This window comes from Microbacterium sp. NPDC089186 (assembly GCF_040685115.1).
GTDB lineage: Bacteria > Actinomycetota > Actinomycetes > Actinomycetales > Microbacteriaceae > Microbacterium > Microbacterium galbum.
The window spans coordinates 763825-784057 of sequence record NZ_JBFBHJ010000001.1 but is presented as its reverse complement, the minus strand read 5'-3'; the positions used below and the strand labels follow the sequence as shown (position 1 = coordinate 784057).

The window sequence follows — 20233 nt, the reverse complement described above, 5'->3', positions numbered from 1 at the left end:
ACTCCCGGAGGGGGTGGGTCGAAGCTCAGGGCTTGGTGGTGGCGCCGGCGCCGTTGCCCGTGGTGGAGGGGCTCGGCGAGTTGCCTCCCGTGATCGAGGCGGATGCCTCGCCCGAGGGTCCTGCCGTGCGGTCGGTGCCCGAGCAGCTGACGGTGTACGTGACGCGCAGCGACTGCCCGACCGAGTTGCTCACCTTCAGCTGCGCGTTGCGCTCGTCCGGCGAGAACGACGCCGTGGACTGACCGTTCGTGTCGAACGTGCCGTTCGTCGCGGTGAAGTCGTACGACGTCACGCTGCCGGTACCGGCGGGGCAGGAGTACTGCTGCCACGACACCTGGATGTCGCTGCCGGCCGTGACGGACGTGCCCGGGAGGGTGGGCGTACCCGGCTGCTGCAGCGGCGTCTCTTCGCCGTACACGGTCACCGTGATGTTCGTGCCCTCGAGGTTGCGTCCCGTGGGGTCGACGATGTACACGAGACCGATCTGGTCGGCGTTCTCGGCGGCCGTGCCGGTGGCGCACGTCGCGCCGAGGTTCGCGTCACCCAGGATGCTGCGCGCTTCGTCGCAGGTCTTGCCGATGAGGTCGAGGGCGTCGACGTCGACGAGCTGTGCCGACTGCGTGGGCGTCGGCGAGGTCGACGGAGAGGCGGGGGTGCTGGGAGTGGCGGAACTGGGAGCGGCGCTGGTGGGGGCGGCGTCCGGCTCGTTCTGGTTCGCCAGGAGCGTGAAGAGCGTTCCACCGAGGACCAGGGCCAGCAGCACGATGAGCGCGACCAGCGGCCACGTCCAGGGGCTCCGCTTCTTCTTCTGCGGGGCGGCGTTCTCTTCGGTGTGCTCCTCCGTGAGGATGGGAGCGACACCCGCCGCTGCGGCGCCGGCCGCGGGCAGCAGGCGCGTGGTGGCCGAGGTCTGCCCCGAGGTGAGGAGTTGCGTGGCGTCGTCGACAGCGGCGGCACCGGCGGCGATCGCCGGGACGGCCGCCGCGGCAGCGGCGAGGTCGCCGCGGCGGAGCGCAGCTGCGGCGCGCGAGACGGCGGCGGAGGATGCCGGGCGGTCCTCGGGCTTCTTCGCGATCATCGCCATCACGAGGTTCTGCACCGGGACGGCGACCGTGGGCGGCAGCGGAGCGGGCTGCTCGTTGATCTGCGCCATGGCGATGGCCACCTGCGACTCGCCCGTGAAGGGACGCTTGCCCGCCAGGCATTCGTACGCGACGATGCCCAGCGAGTAGGTGTCGGTGGCCGGTGACGCCGGGTGTCCCGAGGCCTGCTCGGGGGAGAGGTACTGCACCGTGCCCATGACCTGGCCGGTCGCGGTGAGCGGGACCTGATCGGCGATGCGCGCGATGCCGAAGTCGGTGATCTTCACGCGGCCGTCGGGGGTGATCAGCAGGTTGCCGGGCTTGATGTCGCGGTGCACGAGGCCCGCGGCGTGCGCCGCCTGGAGGGCGGCTGCGGTCTGCGCGACGATGTCGAGGGTCTTGTCGCTCGACAGCGACCCCTCGCGCTCGAGGATCGTGGACAGGGCCTCGCCGGGGACGAGCTCCATCACGAGGAAGGCGCTGCCGTCTTCCTCGCCGTAGTCGAAGACGCTCGCGATGCCCTCGTGGTTCACGAGCGCGGCGTGGCGGGCTTCGGCGCGGAAGCGCTCCAAGAAGCCTGGGTCGCCCATGTACTCGTCTTTGAGGATCTTGATGGCGACGGTCCGGCCGATGACGTGGTCGGTCGCCTCCCAGACCTCGCCCATACCGCCGATCGCGATCCGTGAATCGAGCTCGTACCGCCCGCCGAAGGTCACACCCTGTGTCGGTCTCATTTACCCAGCACCGCCTCCATGACCTTCTTCGCTATCGGGGCGGCGATCTCGTTGCCGCTCCCGCTCTGCCCCTGGCCTCCACCGTCTTCGACGACCACGGCGACGGCGACCTGAGGGTCGTCCGCCGGTGCGAAGCCGGTGAACCAGAGAGTGTAGGGGCGGGAATCGTTCTCCGCGGTGCCGGTCTTACCCGCCACCTGGACCCCGTCTATTCTTGCATTCGATGCCGCGCCGTCCTGGACGTTCGCCGTCATCATCGACACCATCTGGGCGGCGACGTCGGACTCGATCGCGCGACCGAACTCACTGCTGGTGCCCTCGTCGGTGACCGACAGGTTCGGCTCGATCACCCGATCGACCATCCGCGGGTTCATCACCACACCGTCGTTCGCGATGCCCGCCGAGACCATGGCCATCTGCAGCGGCGTGGCGCGGACGTCGCCCTGGCCGAAGCCGCTCAGCGCGGTCTGCGGCGCGTTGGGGCTGGCCGGGTAGGTGGACGCGGTCGACGTCAGCGGCATCGTGAAGGACGTGTTGAAACCGTACTTCTCCGCCTCCGCACGGATCGCGTCGTCGCCCAACTCGACGGCGAGCTCGGCGAACGGGATGTTGCAGCTCAACCGCAGGGCCGTGGCGATGGTCACGGTGTCGCCGCCGCCGCACGTTCCGCCGCCGGCGTTGCTGACGACGTTGGTCGACTGCGGCAGCGTGTAGGCGGCGAGATTGGGGAAGGCCGAGTCGGGGGTGTACTTGCCGGATGCCAGGGCGGCCGAGGCCACGACGAGCTTGAACGTCGACCCCGGGGGGTTGAGGTTCCCCGAGATCGCGCGGTTGTCGAGCGGCTTCGCGCTGTCGGCGACCAGCTGGTCGTACGCCGCGTTCACGGCATCCGTGTCGTGGGAGGCGAGCGTGTTCGTGTCGAAGCTCGGCTTCGAGACCATGGCGAGGATGCGGCCGGTCGAGGGTTCGATCGCCACGACGGCGCCCTGCTGGTCGCCGAGGGCGTCCCACGCGGCCTTCTGCACGTTCGCGTCGAGCGAGAGTTCGACGTTCGATCCGCGCGGGGCCTGACCGGTGATGGCGCGGTCGATGCGCGAGAAGAACTGGTTCGAGTCGGAGCCGCTGAGCACGCTGTTCTCGGCGGACTCGATGTTGGTCTTCGCGTCGAGCACGGGGTTCATGTAGCCGGTCACGGGCGCCCACATGGCGGCATCCGCGTATTGGCGCTGCCAGCTGTACACGTCGTCGGACGGGACCGACTGGGCGATCGGCGTGCCGCTGACGATGATCGATCCGCGCTGGATCTCGAAGGAGTCGTAGAGGGCGCGGGTGTTGCCCTGGGTGTTGGTCAGGGCGTTCGCCTGGACGACCTGGATGACGCTCGTCGAGGCGAACAGCGCCAGGAACATGGCGAGCATGACGATGCTGAGGCGTCGGAGTTCTTTGGTCACGGTGCCTCCTCGGGTCGGGGGGCGGCGGGGGCGCGGCGCATCAGCCGATCACCACCCGGGGGCGGGAGCGGACGGCGTCGGAGATGCGCAGCAGGAACGCCACGATGATCCAGTTCGCGATGAGCGACGATCCGCCGGCGGCGAGGAAGGGCGTGGTCAGACCCGTCAGCGGGATGACGCGCGTGACGCCGCCGACCATGATGAACACCTGCAGGGCGATCGTGAACGAGAAGCCCGTCGCGAGGAGCTTGCCGAAGTCGTCCTGACCGGCGAGACCGACGCGGATGCCACGGCTGGTGAACACCATGTACAACGCGAGGATCGCGAAGATCCCGACGAGGCCGAGCTCCTCGCCGAGGCTCGGGACGATGTAGTCGCTCTGCGACAGCGGCGTGATGTACGGACGCCCCTGGCCGAGCCCGGTGCCGAACAGTCCACCGTGGGACAGCCCGAAGATGCCCTGCACCAGCTGGTAGCTGCCGCCGTCGCGGTCGATGACCTCGGGGTCGAAGGCGTTCAGCCAGTTGGCGAAGCGGCCCTGCACGTAGGGCAGAACCCGGGATGCCAGGAACGCACCGCTGGCGACGAGGATCAGGCCGATGACGACCCAGCTCGTCTTGCCGGTCGCGGCGTAGAGCATGGCGACGAACATGCCGAAGATGAGCAGGCCGGTTCCGAGGTCGCGCTGCAGCACGATGATGCCGAGCGAGACGAGCCAGATGATGAGCACCGGGCCGAGCTCGCGCGCCCGCGGCCAGGTCATGAAGAGGAACCGGGTGCCCGTGGAGGTGAGGCTCTCTCGGGTGCGCACGAGGTAGCCGGCGAAGAAGATCGCGAGGCAGATCTTCGCCAGCTCACCGGGCTGGAACGACACGAAGCCGAGCGAGACCCACACATCGGCGTTCTGGTCGGTGCCCAGACCGGGCACGAAAGGCAGGAGCAGCAGCAGGATGCCGACCAGTCCCGAGAGGTAGGTGTACCGGAAGAGGACGCGGTAGTTGCGGACGAAGATCAGCACGGCCAGTGCACAGATCATCGCGATGGCGGCCCACGCGATCTGGCGGTGACCCGTGGCATCCCATCCGGCGCTCTGGTCGGCGAGGTCGATGCGGTAGATCATCGCGATGCCGAGACCCGTCAGCACGGTGGCGATGGGGAGGACGAACGGATCGGCGTCGCGCACGCGCAGGCGCAGCACGACGTGCATCACGAGGCCGAGCACGGCGGGCACGGCGGCGAGCGAGAGGAAGCCGGTGTCGATCGCGCCGGTCGCCCCGAGCTGGACGAGGGCCACGGCGGAGCCGTAGACGGCGATCGCGAAGAAGAGCAGACCCAGCTCGCGGTTGCGCTGCGTCGCCGGGACGCGGATCTTCTTCAGGGCGCGCATCACAGCCGTGTCGGTCGACACGGCGTCGGGGGAGCGCGTCTGCTTCTGGTCGGTCATCCGCTTCCCTCCGCCGCCGGGCGCAGGCGGTCGACGATCAGCTCCGCATCGGAGAGCGAGCGGGCCGAGATCGTGGCCTCGACGGTCTGACGGTCGAAGTCCGACAGATCGGCGAGCACGATGTTGGTGTCCTCGTAGACGGTCGAGAGCGAGATCGGCCCGATGGACTGCTGGATGCCGCGGTAGATGACGACCGAGTTCTCGTCGGCGCCGACGTAGTACCGCGTCTGGGTCCAGTTGTACCCGGCGAACAGGGCGAGCCCGATGCCGGCCAGCACGACGAGCAGCGCGGCGAGCCAGCCGAAACGGCGACGGCGCGCGCGACGGCGGTCTTCTTCGATGAGCTCCTCGAGGAACTCCGCGGCGGGCTCGAAATGGGTCGGTTCGTTGGCGACCTGGCGGGCGTGGTGCAGCCAGTTCGGACGGCTGGGCCGGGCCGCCGGGACGACCACGCCGCTCGGGTTGGAGGCGGAGCCGACGATCGCCGGGGTGCCGATGAACACCGGATGCTGGCCGCCCACGTCGACGAGCACCACGGTGACGTTGTCGGGCGCGCCGCCGTCGAGCGCCTGCTTGAGCAGCGCGTCGGCCGTGCGCGCCGGGGGCATGCCGAGGGCGAGCGTCTTGGCGGTGTGCGGGTCGTCGACGACCCCCGACAGCCCGTCGGAGCACAGCAGCCAGCGATCGCCGTCCTGCGTCGGCATGATGAAGCTGTCGACCTCGGGATCGGGGTCCATGTCGCCGAGCACGCGCATGAGGACGGAGCGCCGCGGGTGGTATCGCGCCTCTTCGGGCGTGATGCGGCCCGAGTCGACGAGGCGCTGCACGAAGGTGTGGTCGGCCGTGATCTGCGTGAGCGTGTCGTCGCGGTAGAGGTAGATGCGCGAGTCGCCGATGTGGCCGATGACGGCGTAGTCGTCGACCATCACCAGGGCGCTCACCGTGGTGCCCATACCGGCGAGCTCGGGGCGGCGGGCGACCGTGTCGATCAGCTCGGCCGCGGTGTCGGCGAGGGCGTCGCGGATCGCGTGCTCCGCCTGCGCGGGGGTGCCGAAGGGCTGGTCGAGCTCGGTCAGTCGGTGGATCGCCAGACTCGAGGCGACGTCGCCCCCGGCATGACCGCCCATCCCGTCGGCGACGACGAAGAGGTTGGACCCGGCATAGCCGGAGTCCTGATTGTTGGAGCGCACCTTGCCCGTGTGAGAGATGGCGGCGCTCGAGCCCTGGAAGACCATGGGGGTGGCTTACGTCCTCAACTCGAACGTGGTCGCGCCGACCTTGATGGGCGCACCCACCTTGACCTGCACGGGCGACGCGACGCGGACGCCGTCGTGCGTCGTTCCGTTGGTGGAGTCGAGGTCCTGCAGCATCCACTGATCGCCCCACAGCACGAGTCGGGCGTGGTGGCTGGAGGTGTAGTCGTCGCGGATGACGAGCCCCGACTCGCTCGACCGGCCGATCGTGAGCGGCTCGGTGCCCAGCGGGAGTTCGAGACCCGCCTTGGGGCCGCTCGTGATGACGATGCGCGAGACCGCCGCGGTCGTCGCGAGAGCCCCGACCGGGGCGGGAGCGGGCGGTGCGGCCGGACGCTTGACCTGCGTGGTCACGGCGTCGGGAGACGCGGTCGGCGCCGCGGCCGCGGGAGCGGACGACGCTGCCGCCGGCTCGGGGAGCTTGCGCACCTTCACGCCGAAGAGGTCGGCACGCAGCGAGTAGACGACGCCGAACACGAAGAACCACAGCAGCACGAGGAACCCGCCCTGCAGAAGAAGCAGAGTCAGCTGACTCATGACAGGGGTCCCCGTTCCCGGACGTCGAAGATGCTCGTGGCGTCGGACGCCTGCGGGCGCCGCGGCGGCTGCGCCTGCGCGACCACACGGAACACGATATTGGTGCGGCCGATCGAGATCGTCGAATCGGGGGGCAGTGCCGCCTCCGAGACCTTGCGGCCGTTCAGGGTGGTGCCGTTGGTCGAGCCCAGGTCGCGGACCATCGCGCGCTCGCCGTCCCACAGGATCTCGACGTGCTTGCGACTGGTGCCGGCGTCGGGGATGGTGATGTCGGCGTCGCTGCCGCGTCCGATCACGGTGCGCGAGCTCGTGAGCGGATGACGCGTGCCGTCGATGTCGACGACACCGCGCCAGGCGACACGGCCCTCGGTGGTCTGCGAGTCCACGCGGAGCGTGCCCGTCGACAAGGAGGAGTCGCGTTCGATCGTGATGGCGACGGGCCCCGCGAACGAGTAGCCCTGCGTGCGGGCGTGCTTCTTCACGAGCGTGTCGAGCTCGGTGAGCAGTGTGGAGCCCAGGGCGCCCATCTTCTCGTCGTCGGCGGGGGAGAGGCGCACCGAGAAGGCGTTCGGCGCCAGGATGCGCTCGCGCGTGACCACCACGGCCTTCTTGTCGAGCTCGCTGCGCAGCGCGGAGGCGATCTCCACCGGCTGGATGCCGCTACGGAAGGTCTTCGCGAACGCACCGTTGACGGCGCGTTCGAGACCTTTCTCGAAACTGTCGAGTAGTCCCACGAGACTCCTTCGGGCAGGCAGACCAGTAGGCACATCGTAGCCAGGGCGGCTGGGCAGGTCATGGAAGCGGCCTCCCGCGGCCGCGTTTCGTCACGTGGACCCCGCCGTGATATTCTCGGGAAGTTGAGTTCGTGGCATCCGTGCCGTGACTCGCGCGAGTGGCGGAATAGGTAGACGCGCTGGCTTCAGGTGCCAGTGCCCGCAAGGGCGTGGGGGTTCAAGTCCCCCCTCGCGCACAGAACGACGAAGACCCCGGGGTTCATCCCCGGGGTCTTCGTCGTTTGCCGCACGAGAAGTCGTCCGCGTCGGAAAGTTATCCACAGTTTCCACCCCCTGTGAGCGAAGTTCTCCCCAGGACGTTCTCCGCCGCGATCACGGGGGCGGTCTCGCGGAATTACGCGGATGTAATTCCCCTCGACGCCCGGAATGACGGGCGCGTGAACCGCGTCGACGTGACGTCGGCGAGCTGTCCGCGCCGACTTCCCACAGGGTTATCCACATGAGTTTTTCGACTGTGCACAGAGTTGTCCACAGATTGGGGACGAAGAGCTCAACGGCGCGGACGGTCGAGTCGCGCCTGCATCGCGACGACGAGGAGCACCACCGCGGCGCCCCCCAGCGCGAGCAACGCCATCGGGACGGCATCCGGTCCCGCCGGCGTCGCCTGCCCGAACGCGTCCTGCCACGGCCAGAGGGCGCGGAGGGAGCCGAGCATGAGGCCCGTCATCAGCGCGAGCATGATCTCGCGGAACCGGGCGAGGAGCACCCGCAGCAGGTTCACGAACAGGCTGAGGCCCACCACCGCCCCGATGGCGAAGGCGAGGATGTACGGGACATCGCGTTCATTGACGGCGACGAGTGTCGTCTCGTACAGCCCGAAGACCAGCAGCAGGAACGCGCCCGACAACCCCGGCATCACGAGGGCGCAGACAGCGACCGCCGCGGCGAGGGCCACGAGCAGGAGGGGCGGATCGATCACCCGCGATGACGGCAGGCCCGTCACGAGGAAGGCTCCCGCTGCGGCGAAGCCGGCGAGCAGGGACAGCCGCCACGTCCACGACCGGCCGAGCAGGCGCACCGGTATGAGGAGGGATGCCGCGATCATCCCGCCGAACACGGCCCGTGTCGCCGTCGGGTGCTCCTCGACGAGGGGAGCGAGAACGCGCGCGCCCAGGACGACGGCGAGCACCATGCCGACGAGGACGGGAGCGACGACGCTCCAGCGCACCGCCGCGAGATGCGCCCGCGCGCGGCTGATGCCCCGCCCCCGAGGGAGGTCGCCGAGGGCGACGACGGCGCGCACCACGTGGCTCGCGGCCTCGATCAGGGTGGTGTAGACGCCGACGATGAGGGCGACCGTGCCCCCGCTCACCCCCGGGACGACTTCGACAGCCCCGATGAGGAGGCCTCGCCCGAGGTCGAGCGCGGGGCGGAGAGGGGGACGGCGGTCGGCAAGATGGTCGGCCATCCGCCCCACGCTATGCGAACAGCCGATCGCGCCTCGCGCGAACCAGACAATCAGCGCCGATGCAACCCACCCCGCGAAACGCTTTCCTGGGAGGAGGCTGTATGCAATGAGTCCCGCCGTGCGCGGGCTTCGGTTCTCACTCGCGAAAGGAACGACAACATGGGATTCTTCGGATTTCTCCTCCTCGGCCTCCTGGCCGGCGCCATCGCCAAGCTGATCCTCCCCGGGAAGCAGGGTGGCGGCTGGCTGATCACGCTGGTGCTCGGCGTCGTGGGCGCCCTGCTGGGCGGCTTCCTCGGTGGACTGCTGTTCAACGCCCCGCTTCAGGACTTCTTCTCGATCCAGACGTGGCTGCTGGCCATCGGCGGATCGATCATCGTGCTGCTGATCTACGGCCTCATCGTGGGGCGTCGCGCCGCGCGCTGATCACGTGACCCGAGGGCCCGGGGCGGGGAACCGCGTCCCGGGCCCTCGCGCGTCGTGACGGCGACGTCGATCCGGCGTCCGAGCACGCCGCCGTCTCAGCGGACGTGCGAACCGCGTGACGGGCGCGCTTTACTGATCAGGATGCCGACCAGACCCCGCCCCTCGTTCGTCATCGCGCTGCTGCTCGGTGCGGTCGCGGCTGCCGCCGCCATCTGGCCCCAGGGGATCGGCATCCATCGTCTCCCGCTCGTCGCCAACGCCATCTCCCTCCGGGCTCCACTGGCCATCGGCCTCGCCGTGGCGGCCCTCGCGTGCGCGGCGATCGCGGTGCGACGTCGTCGCTGGGGAGTTTCGGCGGCCCTCGCCCTCTCGCTCGTCGCGGCGGCGGTGGGTAACGGCGTCGTGCTCGCGGTGCGCGGCCCGGGCGCGGCCGTGCCCGACGGGGAGCTCACCGTCATGGCCTGGAACACCTACGGAGGATCCGTCTCGCCGGAGCGGATCGCGCGCGCCGTACGGGAGACGGGCGCGGACGTCGTGAGCCTGCCCGAGACGGATGCCTTCGCCGCGGCGGAGGTGGTCGGCATCCTGCAGGCGAGTGGACGCTCGATGCGCCACGACACGGTGTGGGCGGCGGAGGGTGGCGAGACGATCCCCACCTCGATACTCATCTCCGACACGCTCGGCGTCTACATGCGAGACGTCCGCGCGGGATCGACGCCCGGACTGCCGAGCGGCCTGTGGCGCCCGGTCGACGGCGGGGGACCGACGCTCGTCGCCGCGCATCCGATGCCTCCCCTGCCCGCAGTCCTGGATGAGTGGGACGCCGGGCTGGCCTGGATCGCCGATGCCTGCGCCGCCGCCGATGTGATCGTCGCGGGCGACCTCAACGCGACCGTCGACCACTTCGACGGCTACGGCGCAGCCGGAGGCGATCTGGGCGGATGCCGCGATGCCGCCGCCGCCGCCGGCTCGGCCGCTGTGGGAACGTGGCCCGTCCGGCTCCCGGCGCTGCTCGGCGCCCCCATCGATCACGTGCTCGTCGGCTCGGACTGGACGGCCGACGGGTTCTCCGTCATCGCGGGGTTCGATGACGCCGGAAGCGACCACCGCCCGATCGTCGCGACGCTGTCCCGACGCTGACGCAGCGGCGTCCGCACGGGACCGGTGTGGCCGCGCGGGGCCGCCCCCAAACTCCCGGCCCCGCGCGGATGAGCGGCGAAGCCACGCCGCTGTGAGCAGCATTCTGGCGCGTTCCCGCCGCCCGCGCGCACCATTCGTCGCGAATGCGGCGCACGATTCCTCGCGAGGTGCGGAATCCGGCGGGGGGACCGGTCGCGATTTCATCCGTTCGGACTACGCGTCGCGACGATCGAGGCCGTTCCGGGCGCCCCAGAGCGCGAGCTGCGTCCGGTCATCGAGGTGGAGCTTGCGCAGGGCGGCCGCCGTCTGACTCCGTACAGTGTTGACAGAGACGGAGAGATGGCGCGCGATGTCGTCGTTGGAGGTCACGCCGCTGCTCAACAGCCCCACCACGCGCCGTTCGGCGGCGGTGAGCAACTCGAGCTGTGCGGGATCGGCCGGCGTCGGCCGTGCCTCGCGGAGCTCGCGCAGCAGCCGGGGGGCGACGAGTGGCGAGATCGTCGCCATGCCGGCCGCGGTGCCGCGGATGACAGGCAGCAGCTGGTCGCTTTCGTGGCCCTTCAGCAGATACCCGCTGGCACCGGCCTCGAGGGCATCGACGAGGAAGGAGTCGGACACCTCGCTGGTCAGCAGGACCACTCGGCAGCGATCGGCGCGCTCGGCTGTGATCCGACGGGTCGCCTCGATGCCGTCGATGCCGGGCATGTGCAGATCCATGAGCACGACGTCGACGCGCTCGGCTCGCGCCAGGACCACGGCATCCTGTCCGTTCGACGCCTCTCCGGCGACGCGGATCCCCCGAGCGTTCTCGAGCCGCAGGCGGATGCCGCGGCGGACGGTGCGGTTGTCGTCGACGATGAGGACGCTGACCTCGGGCTCGGCGGCTGTCACGGCGAAACCGCGTCGAAGGCGCCGACGGGAGCGCGCAGGGTGACCGACCATCCGCCGTCGTCGCGGGGACCGGCGGTGAGGGTGCCATGGATCAGGTCCACCCGCTCGGCCATGCCGGTCAGTCCCCATCCGAGACCCCCGGCATCCGGCGCCGTGCGGGGGACGAGGGCGGGGGCGTTCCGCACGGCGACATGCAGGGTGGCGGGGGACGCCTCGACATCGACTCGCGTCGCGGCTCCCGGGGCGTGCTTGCTCGCGTTCGTGAGCGCCTCCTGCACGACGCGGTACGCCGTCGTGGAGACCATCGCGGGGAGGTCGGCCATGGATCCGCGCACCTCGATCTCGATACTCATGCCCCGCGCCGCCCAGAAGTCGCGCAGGCCGTCGAGGGAACGCAGGTCGAGGGTCGGTCCGACGCGCGAGCCGTTCTGGATGCGGAGGTCTCGCAGGGCAGCGTACAGGCTGGCCGACGCGAAGCGCCCCTCGGCCCGCATCTCGGCGATGAGCTCGGTCGCCTGCGCGGTGTCGAGGACGTCGATGTCGACGGCCGCATCGGCGAGGGAGAGCAATCCGGCGAGGTGCTGACCGGCCACGTCGTGGAGCTCTTGAGCGATGCGCGCGCGTTCGAGGGTGGTGACGCGCTCGATCTCGGCGGCATGGCGCTCGGCGGCGGCGGCGAGTTCGTCGCGCGTGCGTCGGAGGACGCGCATGCGCCGCGCCCACCAGATGCCCAGGGCTGCCGCGCCCGCGATCGGGGTGCCGAAGGCGAGGACGGCCTCGAGGACGAAGCTGCCCACGATGCCGAGGGGGACGCCCGTCGAAAGGGCCCACCCGAAGAGGGAGAGGCTCACCGCGGCGACCACCGTGACGGACCACCCGACGGCGACGAGCGGTCGCCTGCTCACGGCGAGGAGGAAGACGGTGACCGCCACCACGAGCGGGAGAGCGGTGAGCCAGCGGGGGATGGACAGGCCGACGACGAGAGCGACGTAGCAGGCCGCGGTGCCGATGACGGCGACCACCGGCGCGCGGGCGCTGAGGAAGAGGAACGCGCTCTGGGCCGCGCAGCCCAGGACGACGAGGGCGACGACGGCGGCCAAGGGAACGGGTCCGTCCCAGGGGAACTCGCCCTCCAGCAGCCCCGCGAGCGGGTTGGTCAGCGCCTGCACGGTGGTGACGAGGAAGACGATCGCGACGAAGACCGCCAGCGAGCGGGGACGCGTCAGGACGCGGGTGAGGTCGTCGTTCGTCGGCACCGCGTCACTCTAGCGTCGGCGGGAGGACGTAGACCACGTCCGCCCCATCGCGTTCGTGCTCGACGAAACCGATGCGCGCGAGCATGTCGTGAGCGGGCTCGTCGTCGACCGACACGCAGGCGTAGAGCGGCCTCTCGGCCTCCCGTACGGTCAGCTGGCGCAGGGCCTCCGTCGGCGCCTCGTCCCCGGCATCCGGTGTCACGGCGAGCAGGATCTCGCGGTCGCCGTCGACGTCCATCGCGGCGGCGACGCCGGAGAGCCGGCCGTCCTCCGAGACCGTGTACACCTCGACGTCGGGGCGGTCGACCCACTCGTCGAAAGAGGCCCGCGCCTCGAAGACACCGCGCGGCCAGGAGGACCTGCTGGCCGACATGGCGTCGAAGGCGGCATCCCGGTGGTCGTCGGTCAGGGCGCGCAGCTCGATGTGGGGCATGCCGTCACGGTAGTGCCGTGGCGCGGTGCGGGGTGAGACCTTGTGCCGTCAGGCGAAACCGTGCAGCGCGAGGAACGTCCAGCTGGCGCCGTTCGCGTCGCGCCTCGCGGTCTGTTCGCGGAGATGCCGGAACAGCGGTTCGCGGGTGTCGTCGTCGATGCTCTCCCACCCGTCCAGATTGCGGCGGAGCACGAGATCGGTCTGCTCGAAGGCCTTCCGGAAGACGACATTGCGCGATTCGGCCACCAGCTGCGAGTACAGGGCCATCATCGCCCCGACATACGTACGCGACGACGGGGCATCGCGGAGGGCGTCCAGGAGAGCGATCGTCTCGGCGATCTCCTCGTCGGTCGCGCGATCGAGGGCGACGTGCAGCACGCCGGCGATCGTGTGGGCGGCGTATTCGCGCATGTCCGTGCGGGCACGGTCGGTGAGGGAGGCCACACGCGTGTATCTGTTGGCGGCGACCTCGACGAGACCGATGCGTTCGAGGCGCTGGAGGGCCTCGCGGACGGGAGTGCGCGAGATGCCCATGAGTGCGGCGAGTTCGACGTCGCGCAGACGGTCGCCGGGCTGCAGGCGACCGTCGACGATGGCCTCGCCGAGAGAGCGGTACGCCGCGTCGACGAGGGCCGAAGCACGCCGCCGACCATCCATCAGCCGGATTTTACGACTCATCGCTAGCACAGAACATCGACATAACTGACTGATTCTTCGTTTTCGTGTCGCGCGCACGCTCGCGCGCCGGTAAAGTGATCGCCGTCACGCATCGCGTGGCATATCCGGGGGGATCCGTCGACGCCCGGGCTTCGAGCTCTGCTCAGCCCGGGCGTCGTATGGGCTCAGGACAATTCCGGCGCATTCCTCCGACCGCAACGTTTGTGTCACGGTGCCGTGCGCCGGAGGATTCCGGCCGTTACCGTGGGGGCACAGACCGGCGCGCTCGGCGTCGGCTCAAAGGGGAAAACGGCATCACGATGAGCACGCAGGGCACGGTCAAGTGGTTCAACTCGGAGAAGGGCTTCGGCTTCATCGCCCCCGATGACGGCGGACAGGACGTCTTCGCGCACTACAGCGCGATCCAGTCGGGCGGCTACCGCTCGCTCGAGGAGAACCAGCGCGTGGAGTTCGAGATCGCCCAGGGCCCCAAGGGCCTGCAGGCGGAGGACATCCGCCCGCTCTGACGCCGTCGGCTGCGGCCGATGCCGCCCCGCCCGCACGCTCCTTCGCGGTCGGGGCGATCAGCGTTCCTGGCGGACGAGCTCGACCCCGGCGGCCGCGAACTGCCGGATCGTGGCTTGGGGCAGGAACGCCCGCGTGAGCGCCGCCCCGATCCTCGTGAGGTCCGCCTCGTCGCGGTAGAGGAGATACATCGTCTCGTACCGCGGGTGGAACTTCTGCTTGAAGCGGTGGAGCGACGCGAACCCGTAAACGGGCTCGAGCATGTCGGCCATGCGCGTCTGCAGATCGGCGATGGCCCCGGCATCCGGGGGATACTCGTGGGCCAGAGGAGCGCCCGACAGCGACATGACCTGCGCGCCCTCGGCCGAGAACTGCTGCGCCGACGATCCGATCAGGTATTCCATGACGGGGCCGAAGCCGCCGTCGCGCCGTCGCATGAGGTCGAGGGTCCATCCCCGCACCTCTCCCTCGCCGTAGACCGGTAGCCACGAGAGGAAGCCGTCGACGTCGCCGTCGGGGGAGACGGCGAGGGCCAGGCGCACCTCGGGGTCGGAGGCCTCGTGCAGGGTGCCGAGGGTGAAGCCCATCTCGGGCAGTCCCTTGTCGCCCACCCAGCTCTCGGAGATGGCCCGCAGCTGCTGACGCACGCCCCATGGTTCGTCGGCGAGGCGCGTGAGCCGGAAGGTCATGCCCTCGCGCTGCGCGCGGTTCAGCGACGTGCGCACCGCGCCCCAGGCCTTGCCGGTGAACTGCAGACCGGGCAGATCGACCACGGTGTCGTCGGCGACCACGATGCGGCGCCAGTCGGGGGGAACGGCGGCGCTCGTCGCCCCGCCGGCACTGAAGAAGCAGGGCGCCAGGCCGGCGGCCTCGGATCGCTCGATGAACCGTCGGACGGTGGCGGCGCGATCGGCGTCGGGACCGAGAGGGTCGCCCAGCGCCAGGGCGACCCCCGACCGGCGTTGGTAGGCGACGATGCCACGGCCGAACCGGGCGTACGACATGCCGTCCCACGTCGTCATCCACGACAGCGTTCCGCCACCGCTGGCACGCAGCTCGGTCTTTACGTCGTCGAGCGTCGGCGCCGGTGCGTCGCCGAGGGCGGCGCGCGGGCGGGCGCGGAACGCCCCGCGCACCAGCACGACGTATACGGATGCCACGACCCACAGCACCGACGACGCCAGCACGCTCGTGACGTCGGTGTCGATCTCGGCCTCGATACCGGACAGACCGACGGCGATCAGGAGGCCGATGACCGCGAGGACGAGCAGGACGTTGAGGAGGCAGTAAACCAGGACCACGACCCAGGCCCACCGGCGACCGCGGCGCAGTGACGTCGCGACGACGAGCACGACCGCGGTGTTGATCGCGACGTCGATCCACGATCCGGAGGTCGCCGCCGAGCTGCCGAAGGGACCTGTCATCGGCGCGACGTAGCCGAGGATCTCGAAGGCGCCCAGGCCGCACACCACCACGAAGGCGATGAGCCGCTGTTCGCGCACGCTCACCCGCTGCGGCCGGAGCGAGCGGTCGACGGCGAGCACGAGGCCCACGGCGAGCACGTGCTCGAGGTCGGGGAGGGAGCCGTAGTAGACGAAGGTCACGGCCAGGATCGCGATGAACACGGTCCACGCACGCAACCGCCACGGTGACGGCAGAAGGGCGAGCGCCCCGGCGATGCACGCGAAGACGCCGCCGGAGGGGCCGACGTCGAGGGCGACGGCCTGCTGCTGCGCCCACGCCCACGGCAGCAGCGACGCGAGGGCGAGGAATCCCGCGGACGCCAGGACGGAGAAGAGCTGGCCTCCGGCGAAGAAGACCGCCGTGACGCGGCTACCCCGCCGGTACTCGAAGAACGCCATGATCGCCACGGCGGGCACGCCCGCGAGGTAGACCCAGGGCGCCGAGACGAAGAACGTCCCCGTGACCAGGGTCCACCACCGGCCCTCGGCGAACGCGGGGAGCCCGTAGGCGACATCGGCGTACATCGAGGATGCCGAGAACGGCGACCACAGGCCGCCTCCGATGACCCCGCAGAGGATGAGGACGGTGATCAGCCCGAGCGTGACCGGTACGCGCCGGGCGACGACCGAGAGGCGTCGGATGGGGGAGGAGTCCGCCATAGCGCTCACCATATTGCACGGTGCGGCGACGCTGCCTCAGTCGAGAGCGCCCGGAACGGCGTGCCACGCCGCGCGCGCGTTGGCCAAGGCCTCGGCGGCGTCGGTGGCGGCGCGGGCCGCGGCGAGCTCGCGCCGGGCTCGCGCGAGCTGCAGGCGGTCGGCGATGGGGGGGAGGTCGTCGCGCGCGTCCGCGGCGGCGAGGGCGGCTCGCGCGCACGCGAGCGTGCCGGGAAGAGCCGCGCGAGCGGCCTCGAGCCGCTGACGTGCGTTGACGGCAGCGCCGAGAGCGCGATCGCGCGTCTCGCGCACGCGCGCCACGGTAGCGATCGCCTCGCGCGGGCGGTGCACGGCAGCTGTGGCGGCGGTCTCGAGCTCGCGGGCGGCCGCCCGCAGCATCTCGTCGGCGGACGGAGTGCACTCCGCGGGTCGAGCGCTCGCGATCGCGATCGCTTCATCGAGCTCGTCGCGGGCGGCCGCGAGCTCGGCGTCGGCGTTCTCGGCCGCCTGCAGGGCCATGCGGTGCACGTCTTCGACGGCGCGCCCGTTCCGCTCGGCACGACGCAGCGCCGCGGTCGCGCGACGAAGGACGGAGGGTGTCGGGTCGGTCTCGGCGTCGCGCAGTGCCGCGTCGGCGTCGGAGATCGCCGAGGCCGCGGCGTCAGCGGCGCGCTGTGCGTCGATCCAGTCGGACGCATCGAAGCGTCGGCGCAGCGCCCCGAGCAGAGGATCCGGATCGCCCGTCGCCTCGAGGAGACCGTCGCGGCGCACCCGGGCGGCGTCGCGCAAGGCGGCGGGGAGTCGGCTGTCGGCCGCCCATTCGTCGAGGCGGCTCTGCAGGGCGTCGATCCGCGCGCGGCTCGTGTCGAGGTCTCGGCCGACCCGTCGGGCCTGGTCCCGCCGACGAGCGGGGACGGCGGAGCGGTCGTCCAGCGCCCACAGGTCGGTGAAGCCGCGGTCGCGGGCGCGGTGCGCGGCGGTGCGCCCGCGTCGCAGGTCGGTGGGGGCGTCGGGTGCGTCGAGGGCGTCGACCGCCTCGAAGGCCACGTCGAGGTCGTCGACGGCGTCGTCGAGGCGCCGTAGCGCCTCCGCCGCCTCCGCGACGACCTCGTCGGCGGCCGCCCGCGCGCGCGGCGATCGGCGCGTCGCCTGCACGACGAGAGCGACCACCCCGGCGACGACGAGCACCGCGACCAGGGCGACGACGAACGGCAGTGCCGCGCCGAGGTCAGGCACCGGCGGGGTCCTCCACCAGCAGCAGAGAGCGCAGCTGCGCGACGTCGTCGACGGCGGCCTGAGCACCGTCGGCCTCGTGGGGCCAGCTGAAGCCCCAGCGGACGAAGATCACCGGCACACCGGCATCCGCCCCGCCTTCGACGTCGTGATGCCGATCGCCGATCAGCACGGGGCGCGAGACGTCGGCCCCCGTGGCGGCGAGACGACGCAGGGCCTCGCGGACGATGTCGGCCTTGGAACTCAGGGTTCGTTCGTCGAGGGTCGCCCCCACGACGGCCTCGAGGTCGGGGGCTACGCCGAAGTGGTTCATGAGCGCCACGACCTGCACCTCGGGCTTGGAGCTCGCGGTCGACTGCGGCACTCCGGCCGCGTGCACATCGTGCAGGAGGTCGGCCACTCCGGGGTAGAGCTGCGCGCTGACGGTGTAGCCCTCGCTCTTGTTGAGCTCGCGGTAGAACACGACCGCCGCGGTCGCCTCCTCGGGGGTCATGCCGACGTTGGCCTGGAACGATTCGAACATCGGCGGGCCGATCCAGTGCGACAGCTCGCCGCGCGTGGGCGCCCGGTGGCCGAAGTGCTCGAGCGTGATGGCCAGACGGCGGAGGATCCCCTCCGATGCGTCGACGAGAGTGCCGTCGACGTCCCACAGGATGCAGGAGAAGGGAGAGCGAACGCGCATACGACCACGCTACCGGCGGAGCCGTGCGGGGTGGGTCTCAGCGTCGGGGCCGTCGCGGGGACGGAGCAGAGCGGTCCGCAGAAAGCCGGCCCCGGGCGTCGAGAGGGACGACCGGGCGACCTCAGAACAGCCGCGGAGCCCCCGACTGCACGCCCTTCATCTCGTCGTAGTCGAGGGTGAGGCACCGGATGCCGCGGTCGGTGGCGAGCACGCGAGCCTGGGGCTTGATCTCCTGCGCCGCGAACACGCCCGTCACCGGCGCCAGGAGCGGGTCGCGGTTGAGCAGCTCGAGATAGCGCGTGAGCTGCTCGACCCCGTCGATGTCGCCGCGGCGCTTGACCTCGATGGCGACCGTGCCGGGACCGTCGTCGTTGCGCAGCAGCAGGTCGACCGGGCCGATCGCGGTGGGATATTCGCGACGGACGAGGGTGAGGTTCTCGCCCACGACCGACACCTGTTCGGCCAGGAGGCGCTGCAGGTCGGCCTCGACGCCGTCTTTGATGAGCCCGGGGTCGACCCCGAGGTCGTGTGCCGTGTCGTGCACGATCTCGTGGATGCGGACGAGGAGGGCGTCACCGGTCTTCGCGTGCGTCACGCGCCACCGCTCGATCACGCCGTCCTCCACGTCGACCTCGTCGGGGTCTTCGCGCGTGAGGCTGCACGGCGGGCTCATCCAGTTCAGCGGCTTGTAGGAGCCGCCGTCGGAGTGCACCAGCAGGCTGCCGTCGTTCTTGTGCACGAGCAGGCGGGTGGCGAGGGGGAGATGCGCGTTGAGACGGCCGGTGTAATCGACGGAGCAACGGGCGATGACGAGACGCACCCGACGAGCCTAATCGCGCTCGCCGGTGTCCGCCTCGTCGGGCGTCAGCGGCGTGCGGCCTCGTCGACCTTCGCCTCGTCGACCACGAGCGGCTTCGCCGCGCCGGAGAAGAGCCCGGATGCCACGATCAGCCCGACCACGATCAACAGGGTGTTCAGCAGGCCGATGTGGTCGCCGATCCAGCCGAGGATGGGCGGGCCGCACAGGAATGCGACGTACCCGATGGTCGCTGCGGCCGCGACGCGGGAAGCGGCCTTGGCGGGGTCGTCCGCGGCGGCCGACATGCCGATCGGGAATCCCAGCGACGCGCCGAGGCCCCACAGTGCCGCGCCGACGAACACGAGCGGTCCGTACGGCGCGAGGATGAACAGCAGCAGACCCACGGCGGCGGTCGCCGCGAGCACGCGCAGCACGATCACGCGGCCGAGGCGATCGACGACCGGGCCGCCCGCGATGCGACCGACGGTCATCGCGACCGAGAACACCGCGAGCACGGCGGGACCCGCCTCTTCGGGGGCGCCGTGGCCGTAGACGACGGCGGAGGGCAGCCAGTCGTTCGCGCTGCCCTCGGCGAAGGCCATGCCGAGCATGATCACGCCGAGCGTGTAGGTGCGCGGTTCGCGCCACGCCTGGAGCGAGGTGGCGAGGCGATCACGCCAGTGCGCGCGCTCCTCGGCGGCGGGGGCGTCCATCGCGACCTCGGCCCGCGGCACGTTCGCCACGGAGACGAAGGCGACCACGAGGATGACGACACCCATCGCGACGCAGTGCGCGAGCACGGGGATCCCCGCGCTGACGGCGACGAATCCCAGGCCTGCGCCGATGACCGTGCCGAAGCTGAAGAACGCGTGCAGCAACGGCATGATGGTGCGGCCGGTCGCCTTCTCGAGGGCGGCCCCCTCGACGTTCATCATCACGTCGACCGCGCCGTTGCCGAAGCCGAAGAGGGCGAGGCCGACGAGGGCGACGCCGAAGACCTGCAGTGTGTCGGCGCCGAACCCGATGACGCCGAGTCCGACGCCGACGAGTACGAGCGCGACGAGCATTCCGGTGCGCGCACCGAGGCGTGCGATCACCGCGGGCGCGATGGAGAGGCCGATGATGGATGCCACGCCCATACCGAGCAGCAGCAGGCCGACCCCGGAGTTCTCGATGCCGAGCGACTCGCGGATGGCGGGGACCCGGGACGCCCAGGTCGAGATGCTCAGTCCGCTCGCCAAAAAGATGGCGCAGATCGCGATGTGCCAGCGCACGAGCTGGGAGCGGGTGAGAGAGGTGAGCATGCCGACACTGTACCGAATCGATTCGACATCGATCGAATCGATTCGGCAGCACCCTGCGTCGCGG

Annotated in this window: 19 protein-coding genes and 1 tRNA gene; 4 read left to right on the top strand and 16 right to left on the bottom strand. The window is 70.7% G+C overall.

Going from position 1 to position 20233, the window contains the following annotated elements:
- Positions 1-25: 25 nt before the first annotated feature.
- From AB0N82_RS03745 to AB0N82_RS03720, 6 genes are read right to left on the bottom strand one after another with little or no spacing between them, the layout of a single operon-like run.
- Entirely contained in the window at positions 26-1816 is a 1791-nt protein-coding gene (locus AB0N82_RS03745) for a serine/threonine-protein kinase (protein WP_363388284.1), read from the bottom strand.
- Positions 1813-3267: a penicillin-binding protein 2 gene (locus AB0N82_RS03740; RefSeq protein ID WP_363388282.1), complete on the bottom strand. Its 1455-nt coding sequence runs from the start codon at positions 3265-3267 to the stop codon at positions 1813-1815. Before AB0N82_RS03740 ends, AB0N82_RS03745 begins: the two co-directional genes overlap by 4 nt.
- A 40-nt stretch (positions 3268-3307) precedes the next feature.
- Positions 3308-4711, bottom strand: coding sequence for an FtsW/RodA/SpoVE family cell cycle protein (locus AB0N82_RS03735; RefSeq protein ID WP_363388280.1), 1404 nt, complete (start codon positions 4709-4711; stop codon positions 3308-3310).
- The gene (locus tag AB0N82_RS03730) at positions 4708-5946 is read right to left on the bottom strand and encodes a PP2C family serine/threonine-protein phosphatase (RefSeq protein WP_315994105.1); all 1239 of its coding nucleotides are present in this window, start codon (positions 5944-5946) and stop codon (positions 4708-4710) included. The genes AB0N82_RS03735 and AB0N82_RS03730 overlap by 4 nt, the downstream gene beginning before the upstream one ends.
- A 9-nt stretch (positions 5947-5955) precedes the next feature.
- On the bottom strand, positions 5956-6501 hold the full coding sequence (locus AB0N82_RS03725) for an FHA domain-containing protein (RefSeq protein ID WP_315994104.1): 546 nt from the start codon (positions 6499-6501) through the stop codon (positions 5956-5958).
- Entirely contained in the window at positions 6498-7235 is a 738-nt protein-coding gene (locus tag AB0N82_RS03720) for a DUF3662 and FHA domain-containing protein (protein WP_315994103.1), read from the bottom strand. Before AB0N82_RS03720 ends, AB0N82_RS03725 begins: the two co-directional genes overlap by 4 nt.
- Before the next feature lie 152 nt (positions 7236-7387).
- Here AB0N82_RS03720 and AB0N82_RS03715 point away from each other — a divergent pair.
- Positions 7388-7471 (top strand) — tRNA-Leu (locus tag AB0N82_RS03715).
- Between the two features lie 314 nt (positions 7472-7785).
- On the opposite strand, the gene AB0N82_RS03710 is transcribed toward AB0N82_RS03715, so the two are convergent.
- The gene (locus AB0N82_RS03710; protein WP_363388277.1) at positions 7786-8703 is read right to left on the bottom strand and encodes a DUF368 domain-containing protein; all 918 of its coding nucleotides are present in this window, start codon (positions 8701-8703) and stop codon (positions 7786-7788) included.
- A 159-nt stretch (positions 8704-8862) separates the two neighbouring features.
- Between AB0N82_RS03710 and AB0N82_RS03705 the strand changes: the two genes are divergently transcribed.
- Together AB0N82_RS03705 and AB0N82_RS03700 are read left to right on the top strand one after the other, a co-directional pair.
- Positions 8863-9129, top strand: coding sequence for a GlsB/YeaQ/YmgE family stress response membrane protein (locus tag AB0N82_RS03705; protein ID WP_315994068.1), 267 nt, complete (start codon positions 8863-8865; stop codon positions 9127-9129).
- Positions 9130-9270: 141 nt separating this feature from the next.
- Positions 9271-10269, top strand: a complete 999-nt coding sequence (locus AB0N82_RS03700; protein ID WP_363388274.1) for an endonuclease/exonuclease/phosphatase family protein — start codon at positions 9271-9273, stop codon at positions 10267-10269.
- Between the two features lie 213 nt (positions 10270-10482).
- Here the strand turns inward: AB0N82_RS03700 and AB0N82_RS03695 are convergent, their stop codons facing one another.
- The 4 genes from AB0N82_RS03695 to AB0N82_RS03680 are packed head-to-tail and all read right to left on the bottom strand — an operon-like array spanning position 10483 to position 13506.
- Complete coding sequence (locus AB0N82_RS03695; RefSeq protein ID WP_363388271.1) at positions 10483-11160, bottom strand: response regulator transcription factor; 678 nt, start codon at positions 11158-11160, stop codon at positions 10483-10485.
- A complete protein-coding gene (locus AB0N82_RS03690) occupies positions 11157-12416 on the bottom strand; it encodes a histidine kinase (RefSeq protein ID WP_363388268.1) in 1260 nt (419 codons plus the stop codon). Before AB0N82_RS03690 ends, AB0N82_RS03695 begins: the two co-directional genes overlap by 4 nt.
- A gap of 4 nt (positions 12417-12420) precedes the next feature.
- Complete coding sequence (locus AB0N82_RS03685) at positions 12421-12849, bottom strand: hypothetical protein (RefSeq protein ID WP_363388265.1); 429 nt, start codon at positions 12847-12849, stop codon at positions 12421-12423.
- 48 nt (positions 12850-12897) lie between these two features.
- Positions 12898-13506, bottom strand: coding sequence for a GntR family transcriptional regulator (locus tag AB0N82_RS03680; protein ID WP_315994063.1), 609 nt, complete (start codon positions 13504-13506; stop codon positions 12898-12900).
- A 320-nt stretch (positions 13507-13826) separates the two neighbouring features.
- On the opposite strand from AB0N82_RS03680, the gene AB0N82_RS03675 reads away from it, so the two are divergent.
- The gene (locus AB0N82_RS03675; protein ID WP_315994062.1) at positions 13827-14033 is read left to right on the top strand and encodes a cold-shock protein; all 207 of its coding nucleotides are present in this window, start codon (positions 13827-13829) and stop codon (positions 14031-14033) included.
- 57 nt (positions 14034-14090) lie between these two features.
- On the opposite strand, the gene AB0N82_RS03670 is transcribed toward AB0N82_RS03675, so the two are convergent.
- The 5 genes from AB0N82_RS03670 to AB0N82_RS03650 all read right to left on the bottom strand — a co-directional run bounded on the left by AB0N82_RS03670 (position 14091) and on the right by AB0N82_RS03650 (position 20169).
- Positions 14091-16154 (bottom strand): phosphatidylglycerol lysyltransferase domain-containing protein, encoded by a 2064-nt coding sequence (locus AB0N82_RS03670; RefSeq protein ID WP_363388260.1) that lies wholly within the window; start codon positions 16152-16154, stop codon positions 14091-14093.
- 36 nt (positions 16155-16190) lie between these two features.
- The gene (locus tag AB0N82_RS03665; protein WP_363388257.1) at positions 16191-17387 is read right to left on the bottom strand and encodes a hypothetical protein; all 1197 of its coding nucleotides are present in this window, start codon (positions 17385-17387) and stop codon (positions 16191-16193) included.
- Positions 17380-18066, bottom strand: coding sequence for an HAD hydrolase-like protein (locus AB0N82_RS03660; RefSeq protein WP_315994059.1), 687 nt, complete (start codon positions 18064-18066; stop codon positions 17380-17382). The genes AB0N82_RS03665 and AB0N82_RS03660 overlap by 8 nt, the downstream gene beginning before the upstream one ends.
- Before the next feature lie 121 nt (positions 18067-18187).
- A complete protein-coding gene (gene nucS, locus AB0N82_RS03655; protein ID WP_076673136.1) occupies positions 18188-18886 on the bottom strand; it encodes an endonuclease NucS in 699 nt (232 codons plus the stop codon).
- Between the two features lie 44 nt (positions 18887-18930).
- The gene (locus AB0N82_RS03650) at positions 18931-20169 is read right to left on the bottom strand and encodes an MFS transporter (RefSeq protein ID WP_315994058.1); all 1239 of its coding nucleotides are present in this window, start codon (positions 20167-20169) and stop codon (positions 18931-18933) included.
- Positions 20170-20233 lie beyond the last annotated feature (64 nt).